At 42.4% G+C, this 15,469-nt stretch carries 15 protein-coding genes; all 15 read left to right on the top strand.

Annotated elements, in window-relative coordinates:
- Nucleotides 1–4: 4 nt before the first annotated feature.
- The 15 genes from lspA (at nt 5) to BM232_RS01705 (ending at nt 15,393) form a co-directional block, all read left to right on the top strand.
- Nucleotides 5–472 (top strand): signal peptidase II, encoded by a 468-nt coding sequence (gene lspA / locus BM232_RS01775; protein WP_091711481.1) that lies wholly within the window; start codon nt 5–7, stop codon nt 470–472.
- Nucleotides 469–1,563: a histidinol-phosphate transaminase gene (gene hisC / locus BM232_RS01770; RefSeq protein ID WP_091711480.1), complete on the top strand. Its 1,095-nt coding sequence runs from the start codon at nt 469–471 to the stop codon at nt 1,561–1,563. Before lspA ends, hisC begins: the two co-directional genes overlap by 4 nt.
- Nucleotides 1,563–2,450, top strand: a complete 888-nt coding sequence (locus tag BM232_RS01765; protein WP_091711479.1) for a prephenate dehydrogenase — start codon at nt 1,563–1,565, stop codon at nt 2,448–2,450. The genes hisC and BM232_RS01765 overlap by 1 nt, the downstream gene beginning before the upstream one ends.
- A gap of 17 nt (nt 2,451–2,467) precedes the next feature.
- Nucleotides 2,468–3,787 carry a 3-phosphoshikimate 1-carboxyvinyltransferase gene (gene aroA / locus BM232_RS01760; protein ID WP_091711634.1) on the top strand — a complete coding sequence of 440 codons (1,320 nt, stop codon included), beginning with the start codon at nt 2,468–2,470 and terminating at the stop codon, nt 3,785–3,787.
- A complete protein-coding gene (cmk, locus tag BM232_RS01755; RefSeq protein WP_091711633.1) occupies nt 3,780–4,445 on the top strand; it encodes a (d)CMP kinase in 666 nt (221 codons plus the stop codon). Before aroA ends, cmk begins: the two co-directional genes overlap by 8 nt.
- Nucleotides 4,446–4,555: 110 nt before the next feature.
- A complete protein-coding gene (gene rpsA, locus BM232_RS01750) occupies nt 4,556–6,229 on the top strand; it encodes a 30S ribosomal protein S1 (protein WP_091711478.1) in 1,674 nt (557 codons plus the stop codon).
- Between the two features lie 122 nt (nt 6,230–6,351).
- A complete protein-coding gene (locus BM232_RS01745) occupies nt 6,352–6,648 on the top strand; it encodes an integration host factor subunit beta (RefSeq protein ID WP_007145730.1) in 297 nt (98 codons plus the stop codon).
- Nucleotides 6,649–6,653: 5 nt separating this feature from the next.
- Complete coding sequence (locus BM232_RS01740) at nt 6,654–7,040, top strand: MTH938/NDUFAF3 family protein (RefSeq protein ID WP_091711477.1); 387 nt, start codon at nt 6,654–6,656, stop codon at nt 7,038–7,040.
- Nucleotides 7,041–7,428: 388 nt separating this feature from the next.
- The gene (gene ccoN, locus BM232_RS01735) at nt 7,429–8,853 is read left to right on the top strand and encodes a cytochrome-c oxidase, cbb3-type subunit I (RefSeq protein ID WP_091711476.1); all 1,425 of its coding nucleotides are present in this window, start codon (nt 7,429–7,431) and stop codon (nt 8,851–8,853) included.
- A 10-nt stretch (nt 8,854–8,863) separates the two neighbouring features.
- Nucleotides 8,864–9,544, top strand: coding sequence for a cytochrome-c oxidase, cbb3-type subunit II (gene ccoO, locus BM232_RS01730; RefSeq protein ID WP_091711475.1), 681 nt, complete (start codon nt 8,864–8,866; stop codon nt 9,542–9,544).
- Nucleotides 9,545–9,578: 34 nt separating this feature from the next.
- Nucleotides 9,579–9,737, top strand: coding sequence for a cbb3-type cytochrome c oxidase subunit 3 (locus tag BM232_RS01725; RefSeq protein WP_007145726.1), 159 nt, complete (start codon nt 9,579–9,581; stop codon nt 9,735–9,737).
- Between the two features lie 2 nt (nt 9,738–9,739).
- Nucleotides 9,740–10,666 carry a cytochrome-c oxidase, cbb3-type subunit III gene (ccoP, locus tag BM232_RS01720; RefSeq protein WP_091711632.1) on the top strand — a complete coding sequence of 309 codons (927 nt, stop codon included), beginning with the start codon at nt 9,740–9,742 and terminating at the stop codon, nt 10,664–10,666.
- 309 nt (nt 10,667–10,975) lie between these two features.
- Nucleotides 10,976–12,400: a cytochrome c oxidase accessory protein CcoG gene (ccoG, locus tag BM232_RS01715; protein ID WP_091711474.1), complete on the top strand. Its 1,425-nt coding sequence runs from the start codon at nt 10,976–10,978 to the stop codon at nt 12,398–12,400.
- Nucleotides 12,401–12,415: 15 nt separating this feature from the next.
- Nucleotides 12,416–12,919: a FixH family protein gene (locus BM232_RS01710; RefSeq protein ID WP_091711473.1), complete on the top strand. Its 504-nt coding sequence runs from the start codon at nt 12,416–12,418 to the stop codon at nt 12,917–12,919.
- 38 nt (nt 12,920–12,957) lie between these two features.
- Nucleotides 12,958–15,393 (top strand): heavy metal translocating P-type ATPase, encoded by a 2,436-nt coding sequence (locus BM232_RS01705; protein ID WP_091711472.1) that lies wholly within the window; start codon nt 12,958–12,960, stop codon nt 15,391–15,393.
- Nucleotides 15,394–15,469 lie beyond the last annotated feature (76 nt).

Below are 15,469 nucleotides of genomic sequence, written 5' to 3'. Positions count from 1 at the left end.
TAGCATGCTGAAATGGTTGAATCTTTCTGCTTTGGTGATTGTATTTGATCAGCTCAGCAAATGGTGGGCAAATAGTGCATTGGAGCTGTATCAGTCTATAGCCGTTTTGCCCTTTTTTAATATTACTTTGGCGTATAACCATGGTGCGGCATTTAGTTTTCTTGCTGCAGAAAGCGGCTGGCAACGTTGGTTTTTTAGCGGTTTAGCCATTGTGGTGAGTATCATCTTACTGTTTTGGCTTAAGCGCTTAAAAACGGATGCGAAACTGGAAGCGGCTTCTTTAGCATTAATCCTGGGCGGTGCCCTGGGTAATGTGATTGATCGCTTTGTGCATGGTTATGTGATCGATTTTCTGGATGTCTATTATGGTACCTACCATTGGCCAGCATTTAATGTGGCTGATTCTGCGATCTGTATTGGCGCCATTTTGTTGATTTTCGATAGCTTCAGAAATAAAACGGAGCAGAAATGAGTTTTTGTGATCTTGCTGTAAGTGGGGTTGCTCAACTGCAACCTTATGTCCCGGGTAAACCTATTGAAGAGTTACAACGTCAGTATGGTGTTCGTAATGTCATTAAGCTGGCCTCCAATGAAAATCCGCTTGGTCCACCTAAAGCGGCAGTGGCGGCAGTGGCAATGGCAGCCAAAGAAATGGCACGTTATCCGGATGGCAACGGCTACGCATTAAAATTGGCCCTGGCTGATAAACATCAGGTAGCGCCTGAGCAGATTACCTTGGGCAATGGTTCCAATGATGTATTGGAAATGGTGGCACGCGCTTTTGCCGAGCCAGGTGATGAAGTTGTTTTTTCAGAACACGCTTTTGCTGTGTATGCCATCGTCACTCAAGCTATTGGTGCAAAGGCTGTCGTGGCTCCGGCGAAAGACTATGGTTATGATCTGGATGCTATTCATAAAGCCATTAGCTCGCGTACAAAAGTTATTTTTATTGCAAATCCAAATAACCCGACCGGTACATGGTTAGAACCTGAGAAAATTAAATTATTTCTAGAAAAAGTCCCTGAAAAGGTGTTGGTCGTACTGGATGAAGCCTATGTTGAATACCTCAATATGGAAGAAAACTCAGTACCGTGGTTACAAGATTTTCATAATCTGATTATCACCCGTACATTTTCTAAAGCCTTTGGTTTGGCTGGTTTACGTGTTGGCTACTCTTTATCACATCCGGAAGTGGCGGATTTGATTAACCGTGTCAGACAACCATTTAATGTCAGTAATCTGGCTCAAGCAGCTGCAGTGGCTGCTTTGGGAGATGAAGCTTATTTACAGCAAACACGTGAAGTCAATGAAGCGGGTATGAAACAACTTATTGCTGGCTTTGAAAAAATGGGTTTGCAATACATTCCTTCCAGAGCGAACTTCATCACAGTCAATGTGCATACCAATGCTTTTGAAGTTTATGATGAACTGTTATATGAAGGCGTTATTGTTCGCCCAGTAGCTAATTATGGTTTACCGCAGCACCTTCGGGTCAGTATTGGTTTAGCTGAAGAAAACCAACGTTTTCTCGATGCCTTATCTGGTATCTTGGGACGCGGTTAATGATTAATCGGCTAGCTGTAATAGGTGTTGGACTGATTGGTGGTTCACTCGCCTTATCATTGAAATCCAAAGGTGCTGTCAACGAAGTTATAGGCTACTCACGTAGTGAGAATGCCCGACAAGAAGCACTGGCACTTGGTGTTATTGATAAGGCTGCTGATTCCATTGCTGAAGCGGTTGCTGAAGCCGATGTTGTTTTTGTTGCTGTGCCAATGGGGGCGATGTCAGCCGTTTTTGCAGATATGAGCCAGCATATAAGACCTGAAGCCATTATTACCGATGGCGGTAGTGCCAAAGCACAAGTGATCATGGCGGCGCGTGAGGCATTCGGCGATAACTTCAAGCAGTTTGTTCCGGGACATCCTATTGCCGGTACAGAAAAAAGTGGCCCTTCCGCTGCATTTGCCACTTTATATGAGGACCATCGGGTTGTACTGACACCCGTGAGCGAAACAGATCCAGCTGCCACAGCAAAAATCAAAATGATGTGGCAACTGACTGGAGCTGAAGTTTTTGAAATGGATGTTGAACATCACGATACCGTGTTAGCTGCTACCAGCCATTTGCCACATGTGCTGGCATTCAATTTGGTGGGCATGTTGGCGCAACGTGATGATTGTGATGAAGTCTTACGCTATGCCGCTGGAGGTTTTCGTGATTTTTCACGGATTGCCTCGAGTGATGCTGTGATGTGGCGAGACATTTGTTTAGGTAATAAACAAGCCATTCTGGATTTACTTGATGAATATCATCAAGGTATTAATAAAATTGAACAGGCCATCAAGGATGAGGACGGGGACTATCTGATTGAAGTTTTTGCACGTGCCAAAAAAGCACGTGATACCCGTTTTTCTGATCCTGATTTGATAGATAACAGTGAAGTATAAAAGTGGAACCAACTGACGTGTCTAGTGAAGCTAGTAAAAAATATATTGTTCATCCTGGTGGTAAGTTAAGCGGGCAGGTGCGAGTGCCTGGTGATAAATCGATTTCCCATCGCTCGATTATGCTTGGCTCACTTGCCGAAGGAACAACAGAAGTTACTGGTTTTTTAGAAGGTGAAGATGCTTTAGCAACACTTGCTGTTTTTCGCGGTATGGGGGTGGATATTATTGGCCCTGATAAGGGCAAGGTAACCATTCATGGTGTAGGCATGCATGGTCTTAAAGCACCTACAACTTCGCTCAATCTGGGTAATAGTGGGACATCCATGCGCCTGTTATCTGGCCTACTGGCGGGACAGGGATTTGATGTCACAATGACGGGTGATAAGTCATTATCCTCCAGACCAATGAAACGTGTGACTGAGCCACTAGCATTGATGGGCGCGAAGATCGATACCACCGATGGTAAACCACCACTTACCCTTCATAAAACAGACGGCCTTAAAGCCATTCATTATGATTTGCCAATGGCCAGTGCACAGGTCAAATCCTGTTTATTGTTAGCAGGTTTATATGCAGGAGGTAAAACCTCTGTGACAGAACCTGCACCAACACGTGATCATACCGAGCGTATGTTACAAGGGATGGGCTATGCGGTAGAAATTGAAGGCAGTACCGTGTCAGTTGTTGGTGGCGGTAAATTAACAGCAACAAAAATAGATGTGCCTGCTGATATTTCCTCAGCGACTTTCTTTATGGTGGCCGCTGCTATTGCCCCTGGTTCCGATCTTACCCTCGAACATGTTGGTGTAAACCCAACACGTATTGGTGTCATCAATATTTTGCGAATGATGGGCGCGAATATCACGCTGACCAATGAAAAAGTAACCGGTGGTGAGCCTGTGGCAGATATCCGTATTCAATACGCGCCATTAAAAGGGATTCGAATTCCTGAAGATCAAGTGCCTCTAGCCATTGATGAATTTCCTGCATTATTTATTGCTGCAGCCTGCGCCGAAGGTCAGACAGTGCTGACCGGAGCTGAAGAGTTAAGGGTGAAAGAAAGTGATCGCATCCAGGTGATGGCGGATGGTTTAACAACATTAGGGATCGATGCCAAGCCAACTGAAGATGGCATTGTTATTAATGGTGGTGTAATTGGCAGTGGTGAAGTGGATAGTCATAGTGACCATCGCATTGCTATGTCATTTGCTATTGCGGGGCTGCAAGCTGGCGGCTCTATCCAGATTAATGATTGTGCCAACGTAGCTACTTCATTCCCTGGATTTGTTGAGCTAGCTAATAAAGTCGGTCTGCAGGTTGATGAAATTGATGGCTGATATACCTGTTTTAACGATTGATGGTCCTAGTGGCTCTGGCAAAGGCACCATTGCACAAATGATAGCCAGAGAGTTGGGCTGGCATTATTTAGATAGTGGTGCGATATACCGGGTGTTGGCATTTGCCAGTCTTAAACATCAGATTCCTGCCTTGGATGAAAACTCCCTTGTTCAGTTAGCACAAACTTTAGATCTGCAATTTCATTTAGATGACGACAGACTCAATGTACTGTTAGAAGGCGAAGAGGTCAGTCAGCAGATTCGGACTGAAAAAGCTGGCAATGCAGCATCAAAAGTGGCGGCGATTCCTGCTGTGAGAGCAGCGCTATTACAGCGCCAGCGTGACTTTTGCCAACAACCAGGTTTAGTCACCGATGGTCGTGATATGGGTACTGTTGTCTTCCCTGATGCACAATTTAAAGTATTTTTAACCGCGAGCGCGGAAGAAAGAGCGTTGAGACGTTATAAGCAGTTGAAAGAGAAAGGAATTGAGAGTAACCTTTCCGATCTCATTACAGAAATCTCAGAGCGAGACAAACGCGATAGTGAACGTAAAGTCGCGCCGTTATTGCCCGCTACTGATGCATTGATACTGGATTCTACCGAATTAGGTATCGCTGCAGTATATGAAAAAGTGTGCAGCTATTGTGCAATTTAAATTTTTGGTGCCTGTTCGATACTTGTCGAATGGGATGTTTAACGATCTCGCATAAGCGAGTGATTAATTAGGTGATCTTGTTTCCTCAACAGGGTCAAGGATATTTAACAATGAGCGAAAGCTTTGCTGATCTCTTCGAAGAGAGTCTAAATTCAACTCCAATGCAACCAGGCAAAATTGTTACCGGTACGGTAGTCAATGTTGGTCCTGATGTTGTTATGGTCAATGCCGGTCTGAAATCAGAAGGCGCTATCCCCGTTTCAGAGTTTTTGAACGAAAATGGTGAGATAACGGTTTCTATTGGTGACTTAGTCGATGTATCTCTGGAATCATTAGAAGATGGTTTTGGTGCGACACAACTGTCACGTGATAAAGCGAAAGCTGCCGAAGCATGGACTAAATTGGAACACGCGTTTGAAGCGGGTGAAACCGTTATGGGTATTATTTCTGGTAAGGTTAAAGGTGGTTTCACCGTTGATCTGGAAAATATTCGTGCATTCCTTCCTGGTTCTTTGGTTGATGTTCGTCCAATTCGTGATACTACTCACTTGGAAAATAAAGAACTCGAATTCAAACTGATCAAACTTGATCGTCCACGCAACAACATCGTTGTTTCACGTCGTGCGATTATGGAAGAAGAAAACAGTGCAGAACGCGAAGCGTTATTAGAAACGCTGGAAGAAGGCAAAGTAGTTAAAGGTATTGTTAAGAACCTGACTGACTACGGTGCGTTCGTTGATCTGGGCGGTATCGATGGTCTGTTACATATCACTGATATGGCTTGGAAACGTGTTAAACATCCATCAGAAGTCGTTGCTATTGGTGATGAAATTGAAGTTCAAGTATTGAAATTCGATAAAGAACGCGAACGTGTTTCTCTTGGTCTGAAACAAATGGGTGATGATCCTTGGAAAGATATCGCTCGTCGTTATCCAAACAGCACACGCATCCACGGTAAAGTCACAAACATTGCTGATTACGGTTGCTTTGTTGAAATCGAAGATGGCGTTGAAGGTTTAGTTCATATGTCTGAAATGGACTGGACTAACAAAAACGTTCACCCATCTAAACTGGTTCAACTGGGTGATGAAGTTGAAGTTATGGTGCTGGATATCGATGCTGAACGTCGCCGTATTTCACTGGGTATTAAACAATGTCAAACTAACCCTTGGGAAGAGTTTGCAATGACCCATAATAAAGGTGACAAAGTTAGCGGTGCTATCAAGTCAATCACTGATTTCGGTATCTTTATTGGCTTAGACGGCGGTATTGATGGTCTGATTCACTTGTCTGATATCTCTTGGGAAGAAGACAACGAAGAATTGATCCGTGACTTCAAGAAAGGTGATGACGTTGAAGCAGTTGTTTTAGCGATTGATCCTGAACGTGAACGTATCTCTTTAGGTATTAAACAATTACAAGATGATCCGTTCTCTGCTTATTTAGCTGAAAATCCACGTGGTAGCATTGTTAACGGTAAAGTTACTGCTGTTGATGCTCGTGGCGCAACAATTGAATTAGCTGAAGGCGTTGAAGGTTATGTTCGTGCTGCAGATATTGCTCGTGAACGTGTTGAAGATGCAAGTAAAATTCTGGCTGTTGGCGATGATGTTGAAGCTAAATTTACTGGCATGTCACGTAAAGATCGTACGCTAACTCTTTCTATCAAAGCGAAAGATGATCAAGAAGAATCAGAAGCTGTGAAAGAGTACAGTAATGTTTCTGCAGGCAACACTACTCTGGGTGATTTGCTGAAAGAACAAATGGATCAGAAAGACAATTAATCGTTTTTCAAATTAAAGATAAACCCCTGACTTTGTCAGGGGTTTTTCTCTAATGGATTCAGAAGATTAAAGCCGATATTTGCTATCGGTGTTTAGCGCATTATTCCAGGAATTTTAAAGACATGACCAAATCAGATTTGATTGAAGTTTTATCTGAAAAACAATCTCTATTAAATTATCGTGATGTTGAGCTTGCAGTTAAACTCATTTTAGAACAGATGAGCGATAGCCTTTCACAAGGAGATAGAATTGAAATTCGCGGGTTTGGTAGTTTTACCTTACATCATCGACCACCACGCGTTGGACGTAACCCAAAAAGTGGTGAATCTGTTCAGTTAGATGAAAAGTACGTACCGCATTTCAAACCTGGTAAAGAGTTGCGTGACCGCGTGAACGATGCGGCAGGTTATCAGCAGTAGAACAGATGAAACTGAGTCAGGAAGCGGTTTTCGAATTTAACCAAATCCACTCTTATAGTGAACAGTCAGTTACTGTTCGCCAGAAAAATACACAAATTCTTAAGTCTTATGACCCAGGGTTTGTTTTGACGCCAAACCAAATAATAGAAAATATTGACGTCAGTAATATTCAAAACTTATCAGCAGACACTCTTTCTGCAATAAAAGCGCTGGCTCCAGAAGTAATTATTTTTGCGACTGAAGCCGGCCTTTCTTTTCCTCTCTTACAGACGGCCCAGTATTTTAATGAACAGGGCATCGGTACCGAGTTTATGGCATTGTCATCAGCCTGCCATACATACAATTTACTGTTAGCAGAAGAACGTGCAGTGATACTGATCGTCAGTCCTTAAAGACGAGCAAATTTAATAAGCCGCAATCATCCCTTATCTTGACATTATTGATATTTCTTTTTTTTTATAGAAATTTTGTAACTGATTGTTTTATTAATATAAATACATGTTTTATATCTGCTGTGAACGGTAGTCAACTTGACCAGACATTTTGTTCTTAGGAAAATTCCCTGTTACGTGCGGGTGGGGCATTTCACAGCACAGTGTGCTTTATCACACTACGTTTGATCTAGATCAATGTTTTGATGTGAAGCAAATCCAATGATTGATGTAAAATTCTAACTGTTTTCAATATTCATTGAAGCACGTAGAAAAGGGTCCTGATTTTGTTGTGTGGTTTTCAGCAAAATTGAGAGAGAGTTTTCCAAAGAGAGAAGGTGTGGTCGCTATGCAAGCGGAACAACAACAATATAACTATCAAGTGGTCAAGTGGTTTGCCTATATGGCATGCGTCTACTTGGTCGTTGGCACCGGTATCGGTGTGTATATCGCCTCAGAATTGGCTTGGCCAGTCCTGAATTTTGATAATCCATATATCAGTTTTGGTCGTTTACGTCCTTTACACACCAATGCGGTTATTTTTGCTTTTGGTGGTTCAACACTAATGGCTACAGCTTATTACATCGTACAACGCACATGCCGTACGCGTCTGTGGAGTGATAAGTTAGCCTGGTTCACATTTTGGGGTTGGAATCTCGTTATTCTTGGCGCTGTCATTACCTTACCTCTTGGTTATACTCAATCAAAAGAATACGCAGAATTAGAATGGCCAATTGATATTCTGATTGCTGCAGTTTGGTTGGTTTACACCTTTAACTTCATTATGACTATTTCAATTCGCAAAGTTTCACATATTTATGTTGCAAACTGGTTCTTCATTGCGATGATGGTCATGATTACTTATTTACATGTTGTGAATAGCTTGGCTATCCCGGTTGAATTATTTAAATCTTATTCACTTTTCTCTGGTGTTCAAGATGCGATGATTCAATGGTGGTGGGGCCATAATGCGGTTGGTTTCTTCCTGACTGCGGGCTTCTTGGGGATCATGTATTACTTTGTACCTAAACAAGCGAATCGCCCTGTTTATTCATACCGTTTATCTGTTATCCATTTCTGGGCATTAGTCTTCGGTTATGTTTGGTTAGGTGCTCACCATCTTCAATATACTGCGTTACCTGATTGGACCGGTTCATTAGGTGCCGCTATTTCATTAGCGATGATCATTCCGTCATGGGGTGGTGCAATCAATGGTATGTTCACATTGAGTGGTGCCTGGGACAAACTGCGTACCGACTATATCTTACGCTTCCTGATTGTCTCTTTAGCATTCTATGCGATGTCAACATTTGAAGGCCCTGTTATGGCTGCAAAAACTGTTAACGCATTATCACATTACACCGACTGGACCATCGGACACGTTCACTCAGGTGCATTAGGCTGGGTAGCTATGGTGTCTATCGGTGCGCTTTATCATATGGTTGAGCGTATGTGGGGAACCACTATGTACTCAGTCCGTTTGGTGAATCTCCACTTCTGGATGGCCACAATTGGTACAGCAGTTTATATCACTGCTATGTGGGTATCAGGCATCATGCAAGGCCTTATGTGGCGTGCATATGATGACTACGGTAACTTGGCATATACCTTTGTTGAGTCAGTTGCTCAAATGCACCCTTACTATGCAATGCGTGCTATGGGTGGACTGATTTTCTTCTCAGGTGCTTGCATTATGTTATTTAACGTCACTGTGACTATCCGTCGTGCGATTGCGAAGCCATCGGCTGCAATGGCAACAGCTGCTAACATTTAAGGAGACTGGAATGTCTGATCATAATTCTAATAAACCAGTTACCTTTCAAGAGAAACTGGAAAAAAATATCTGGGCGCTTGTGTTAGCAACAGCACTGGTTGTTTCAGTAGGCGGTATCGTAGAAATTGTTCCTTTGTTTTACCTCAAAACAACATTTGAGGATCAAGTGCATCCGAACTATGAAGAGTTGAAAACTGTTCGTCCATATACAGCACTTGAATTAGCAGGTCGTGATATCTATCAACGTGAAGGCTGTTATTTGTGTCATTCACAAATGATTCGTCCTTTCCGTGATGAAAAAGATCGTTACGGTCATTACTCTCTGGCTGTTGAGTCAAAGTACGATCATCCATTTCAGTGGGGGTCAAAACGTACTGGACCAGACTTAGCACGTGTAGGTGGAAAATATTCTGATGCATGGCATATCCAGCATTTACATAACCCGCGTTCGGTTGTGCCTGAATCTGTTATGCCAAGCTATCCATGGTTAGAGCATGCAACCATTGATGGTGCTGGCATGGAAAAACGCCTTCGCGCAATGAAAGTGTTGGGTGTTCCATATACTGATGAGCAAATCAAAAATGCGCCGGCTGCAGTAGAAGGTAAAACTGAAATGCAAGCGCTGGTAGCTTATCTACAAGTGTTGGGAACTATGGTCCACTTTGAACCCGGCAGGTCATATCGTGAGTAAGCTTCAAGAGTATTTTCATACTAATTGGAGTGAAATGACAGCAACTGACTGGTTTGGCTTGGTGTTTACAGTAGTAATTTTTGTACTGATGGTGGTGCTCTATTTTTGGGTTCTTAACCCTAAAAATAAAGACAAAATAGAATCCCACCGCACCATGCTGCAGGACGATGACGATACAAATTCGGAGAAATGATGATGGCTGATAATAAAAAGAATCCTAATGAAGTGCCAGATACAGGGCATGAATGGGATGGCATCAGAGAGTTAGAGAACCCACCTCCACGTTGGTGGACAAATGCCCTGTACTTAAGTGGTTTGTTGGTATTGGTTTATTTTATCCTTTATCCATCACTGCCATTGATTAATGGCAGTACAAAAGGACTGTTAGGTTGGACTCAGATTAAAGAGTACAAAGAAGATCTGGCAAAAGTTCAGGATGTCAGAGCGCCATATGAAGAAAAATTGGCTTCGATGACAGCAGCAGAAATTCTTGCTGACACAGAGATGCGAAACTACGCGGTAGGTTCGAGCAAAGTGTTATTCGGTGATAACTGTGCAGCATGTCATGGTACTGGTGGTGTTCCAGCTAAAAATTCTGGTTACCCAATTCTGGCTGACGATGATTGGTTATATGGTGGTGATATCAACACTATTCTGTATTCAATTGCTGCTGGCCGTCATGGCATGATGATGTCGCATGAGAAAACCTTAAAACCAGAAGAAGTTGATGGTTTGGTTCAATTTGTTGAAAACTTATCAAATGGTAAAGCTACAGAAGCCGGCTGGAAGTTGTTTAACGAAAAAGGTTGTGTCGGATGTCATGGTGCAGATGCTAAGGGTATTCATGAGTTAGGCTCAGCGAATCTGACCGATAAAATCTGGCGCTTCTCAGGTGCACCAGAAGAAGTTCGCTACACTATTTTACATGGTGTTAATGATCCATCAGATCCACTGACACGTGTTGCGATCATGCCTGCATGGAATGAAAAACTTGCAGTTAAACTTGAGGCTGAGAAATGGGATGAAGAGCCTGAATATGAAGGTGACGAAACTCAGCGTTTATCCGTAACTGAAATTAAGAAATTGGCTGTTTATGTTCATCAATTAGGTGGTGGACAGTAATCAATATCAACCCTCTCAGCTTAACTGCTGGGAGGGATGAAATCTTATTCAGGAGAGAAGATATGCATATTGACGCAGTTGTTATTGGGGCGATTGTATCCGTTGTACTTACCATTGTTGTGATAGGTGTCATCGGTTATAGAATCATGAAAAATTTAGACGATAAATAATCGTTATCTGACAGTTTGTTCAGGTAAATAAAAAGCCGGCAAAAGTCGGCTTTTTTATAACGAATTAATATCAGTAAGTACTAATATTAGGTTGTGCCTGTGTTAAAATGCAGAGCATAAATCTTTTTCCGGAGATGATATGAGTCAAACACAAACAAACGTCAATGATGATGTCACCCAAATCTATGAAGAAGTCTCTGATTGGCATGTGAATACTGGTGACCAGAAAGTGGTCGCCAAACGTATTAAAGGACGATTTAGACTTCGCAAGTGGATAGGGATGTCTGTTTGGTTGATATTCTTTTTAGGCCCATACATTCGCTGGAATGGACATCAGGCTATTTTGTTTGATATTCCAAACCGTCAATTTAATTTCTTTCAGTTAACGATTTATCCTCAGGATATCTGGATGTTGTCGTTAACATTATTATTCTTTGCTATTTTATTGGCCGCTGTGACGAGCATTGCTGGGCGCGTCTTTTGCGGCTACTTCTGTTTCCAGACGGTGTGGACTGATATTTATACTTTTATCGAAACTAAGCTTGAAGGGGATAGCCCTCAGAAAGCGATGAAGTTTAAAAAAGCACCTTGGTCACTTGATAAAGTTGCACGTGTGCTGACAAAGCATTCCTTGTGGATTGCTATTGCGCTGATTACAGGTATTTCATTTGCTGCTTGGTTTACGGATGCTTATCAGTTGTGGCCTGAGATCTTTACATTACAAGCACCACTACCTGTTTGGATTGCAATGGCAGTATTTGGCGTATTTACCTATATATTTGCTGGCTTCATGCGTGAACAAGTGTGTTTCTGGCTATGCCCATATGCCCGCCTTCAAGGTGTTATGTATGACCAGGACACTATCTTGCCTGCCTATGATGCAGAACGTGGTGAGCCTAGGGGTAAACTAAAAAAAGGTCAGCTTGAAGATGAATCCAAGGGTAGCTGTATTGACTGTAAAGTGTGTGTTGCCGTTTGCCCAACTGGGATTGATATAAGAAAGGGACAGCAGGAAGGCTGTATCACTTGTGGCATGTGTATTGATGCCTGTGACAGCATCATGGATAAAACAAACCAGCCACGGGGCTTGATTCGTTATGCTTCCTATAAGGAACTGCACCACGATAAAAACGTCTTAGTCATGTATAAACGACCTCGGGTCATTATATATAGTTTAATTTTGCTGACAGCATTGTCAGGCATTATTTATGGCTTTTTCACTTTGTCGCCAACGGAGTTTCAGGTTATTCATGATCGTCAGCCATTATATGTTCGTCTGAGTGATGGTTCGATCCAGAATAAATACACATTGAAGTTGTTAAACAAAACCAAAAATCCAATCGAAGTGCGTTACGATGTACTCGGATTAGAAGGTGCGACCCTACATGATATGGGTGACACAATTACTGTTCAGCCGGGTAAAGTGGTACCTGTGACTGCGCTGGTTAGAGTGCCGGGTGACAAAGTACAGAATGGTCTGATGCCGATAGAATTTAAAGCTGTTGTCTTAAATAATTCAGCGATATCGACTTCATACGAAAGTATGTTTATGGCGCCTGAGTAGTAGATGAGGATGAGAATGAATATTTCGCAAGAAAATAGTCAAGCACTGAAAAACCCATGGGTACTGGGTCTGCTTGTATTTTTATTGGTATTTTTAAGCGCTAACGCATTATTTATTTATCTAGCCTTTAAGTCGCCACCTAATCTGGTTATCGAAGATTTTTATGAAAAAGGTCAGGCGTACGCGAAAACAGAAGAAGAGATTATTAGAGAAAAAAACCTCGGCTGGTCAGGTATTTTACTCACTCCTTCCGCATCAAGAGTGAATCAAACGCAAACCTATGAAGCAGTGATTACAGGACAAAATTCAGCTGGTTTATTACTGGATTCTGTGAAGTTCTTCGCCTATCGACCATCTGATAAACGTCAGGACTTTTCAGCTGATATGCAGCCGTCTGGACATGGTAGTTTTGTGACTGATGTGAGTTTTCACTTGCCTGGTAGCTGGGACATTATTATTGAAGCACGTCGTGGAGAGGATAAATATGTCCTAACCCGTCGGATACAAATTAATCCGTAGCAATCATACTATTTCAGATCTGAAACGCAGGATTAGTTTTGACAACACCTTGTTATCATTGTGGTTTACCCGTTGACGATACAAATGAGTTTAAAGTAGAGATTAACGGGACTGAGCGGGTCTTTTGTTGTCATGGCTGTCAAACTGTGTGCCAGACAATATATGGCGCTGGTTTACAAAGCTTTTATGCTAAGACCTCTCAATCGGAAACACTTGCTCCCCCTCCTGATAGATTAGGGGACTTGTCTGCTTATGATCTTGACGAAGTTCAATCCGACTATACCGACATTACTCAAAATCAGCGTACGATTCATTTATTGGTAGAAGGCATTCATTGTGCCGCCTGTGTCTGGTTGATTGAAAATGCCCTTTCCGGATTAACAGGTGTCGTTAATGTTGAAGTGAATTTAACGGCAAAAAGGCTGAAACTAAGCTGGGATAACTCAAAAACTTCTTTATCTACCGTTCTATACCGTTTAGCGGAAATAGGCTACGCTGCAGTACCCTTTGATCCTGAAATGGCTGAAGGTGCTTTAGCGAAACGACATCGTGGATTACTTTATCGCATGGCTTTTGCTGGCTTTGCGATGATGAATATGATGTGGGTATCCATCGCTTTATACAGCGGGGCAAGTGATGGAGAATTTCGTCAATGGTTTCACTGGATCGGTTTTCTAATAGCCACGCCGACTTTATTCTATTCGGGCTATCCATTTATTCGTAGTGCCATAAGTGGCTTGCGGCAACGCTATTTGACAATGGATCTACCGATTGCGATTGGGGCCACGTCAACCTACTTATATTCGACCTACGCCACAATAAAAGCACTAGACACCGGTCACGTCTACTTTGATACCGTGGTCAATTTCTTGTTTGTGATTTTAGTTGGTCGCTATCTTGAAGCTATTTCAAAGAAAAAAGCACTGTCTGCCACCAGAAGGATGCTGGAATTACAGCCTAAATTTGCAACAGTTATCGTCGATGATATTACTGAGGTTGTGCCAATACGCTCAGTGAAAATAGGACAAACCATCTTAGTTAAACCTGGAGAAAGTATTCCTGTAGACGGGGTTATTGTGTCTGGTGATAGCGCAGTGGATGAGTCGATGTTGACAGGTGAATCCGTACCGGTAGTTAAACAAACCGGAGACTCTGTGGTTGCCGGCAGTATTAATGGTGAAGGTGCTTTTCAGGTTCAGGTTGAGCAGGTATTACGTAATACGGCTTTAGCTAAAATTGTAGCATTGATGGACGAAGCACAGGCTTCAAAAGCACCTATTCAAACATTAGCCGATAGAATCGTTCCATGGTTTGTGTTGATAACATTAACACTTGCAACCATTACGTTTATATATTGGGTACAGTCTGATTTTGAAACCGCACTACTCGCAGCTATTTCAGTATTAGTGGTTACCTGCCCATGTGCTTTTGGTTTAGCTACACCAATGTCTGTGGCCGTTGCAACTGGGGTAGGAGCTCAGCAGGGAGTTCTGGTCAAGCAAGGCGAAACACTGGAACGTCTGTCATCAGTTAATCATTTTGTGTTTGATAAAACAGGTACCTTAACGACAGGACAGTTAAATGTTCATTTACTCGCACCCTGTGCAGGAGTAACTGAATCAGAGTTGCTCAGATTGGCGGCTTCCGTAGAACAACATTCAGAACACACTATTGCGACGGTAATATGTGACGCCGCAGCATCAGCACAGTTAAAACTGATACCGATAACAAAATTTATCACTACACCAGGACGAGGTGTGACAGCCGTCATTGATAATAAACACGTACTCGTTGGGACTCGCCAGTGGTTGAACTCGCAGGGTGTTCATTTTCCTGAAAGTCTGAATAGCAATATTTTGCAGAATGAGAAGCAAGGTATCAGCTGCGTGTCTGTTGCTGTTGATGGTGAGTTGCAAGGCATTATTGGATTGACAGATTCTCTGCGGACCGATGCCTTGGCAACGGTTCAATTATTACAGTCGACCGGTGCCAAAGTAACCGTGTTAAGTGGGGATCGTCTGGAGGTGGTTAATGCGGTTACACAATCATTTCCAAATATACAGCGTTTTGCGGAGGTTTTGCCTCAAGATAAATCAGCGGTTGTTAAATCATTGCAAGCTCAAGGTGATATTGTTGCCATGATAGGGGATGGCGTAAATGATGCGCCAGCTTTAATTCAAGCTGATGTGGGAATGGCATTGGCATCCGGCACAGATGTATCTGTAGAAAGTGCAGACGTTGTATTATCACATCAAGAACTGGCTAAGGTTGCAGAAGCAAAACTTTTGGCAACAACAACGTTACGTATCATTCGTCAGAACATAATGCTTTCTATTGGTTATAACGTTATCATGGTGCCATTAGCGATGTGTGCATGGGTAAATCCTTTAGTTGCTGCGATAACGATGCCGATAAGTTCATTATTAGTTATCGGAAACTCTGCTCGAATCGGAAGGTTTATGAAAAAACAATAAGTGCTGACACTATCTGTTATAAGTCAGTGCTTGTTTTATCCTGATTTCATCGCTTAACGAAAGGCAATAGTTTGGA

Origin of the sequence: Methylophaga sulfidovorans (assembly GCF_900114205.1) — a bacterium.
GTDB lineage: Bacteria > Pseudomonadota > Gammaproteobacteria > Nitrosococcales > Methylophagaceae > Methylophaga > Methylophaga sulfidovorans.
Note: the sequence above shows the minus strand (reverse complement) of the source record. Positions and strands in the feature narration are given on the sequence as shown.

Coding starts and splice junctions, on each gene's coding strand:
- hisC (WP_091711480.1), top strand. CDS start 469: ATGAGTTTTTGTGATCTTGCTGTAAGTGGGGTTGCTCAACTGCAACCT.
- BM232_RS01740 (WP_091711477.1), top strand. CDS start 6,654: ATGAAACTGAGTCAGGAAGCGGTTTTCGAATTTAACCAAATCCACTCT.
- cmk (WP_091711633.1), top strand. CDS start 3,780: ATGGCTGATATACCTGTTTTAACGATTGATGGTCCTAGTGGCTCTGGC.
- ccoG (WP_091711474.1), top strand. CDS start 10,976: ATGAGTCAAACACAAACAAACGTCAATGATGATGTCACCCAAATCTAT.
- lspA (WP_091711481.1), top strand. CDS start 5: ATGCTGAAATGGTTGAATCTTTCTGCTTTGGTGATTGTATTTGATCAG.
- ccoN (WP_091711476.1), top strand. CDS start 7,429: ATGCAAGCGGAACAACAACAATATAACTATCAAGTGGTCAAGTGGTTT.
- ccoP (WP_091711632.1), top strand. CDS start 9,740: ATGGCTGATAATAAAAAGAATCCTAATGAAGTGCCAGATACAGGGCAT.
- BM232_RS01710 (WP_091711473.1), top strand. CDS start 12,416: ATGAATATTTCGCAAGAAAATAGTCAAGCACTGAAAAACCCATGGGTA.
- BM232_RS01765 (WP_091711479.1), top strand. CDS start 1,563: ATGATTAATCGGCTAGCTGTAATAGGTGTTGGACTGATTGGTGGTTCA.
- ccoO (WP_091711475.1), top strand. CDS start 8,864: ATGTCTGATCATAATTCTAATAAACCAGTTACCTTTCAAGAGAAACTG.
- BM232_RS01745 (WP_007145730.1), top strand. CDS start 6,352: ATGACCAAATCAGATTTGATTGAAGTTTTATCTGAAAAACAATCTCTA.
- BM232_RS01725 (WP_007145726.1), top strand. CDS start 9,579: ATGACAGCAACTGACTGGTTTGGCTTGGTGTTTACAGTAGTAATTTTT.
- rpsA (WP_091711478.1), top strand. CDS start 4,556: ATGAGCGAAAGCTTTGCTGATCTCTTCGAAGAGAGTCTAAATTCAACT.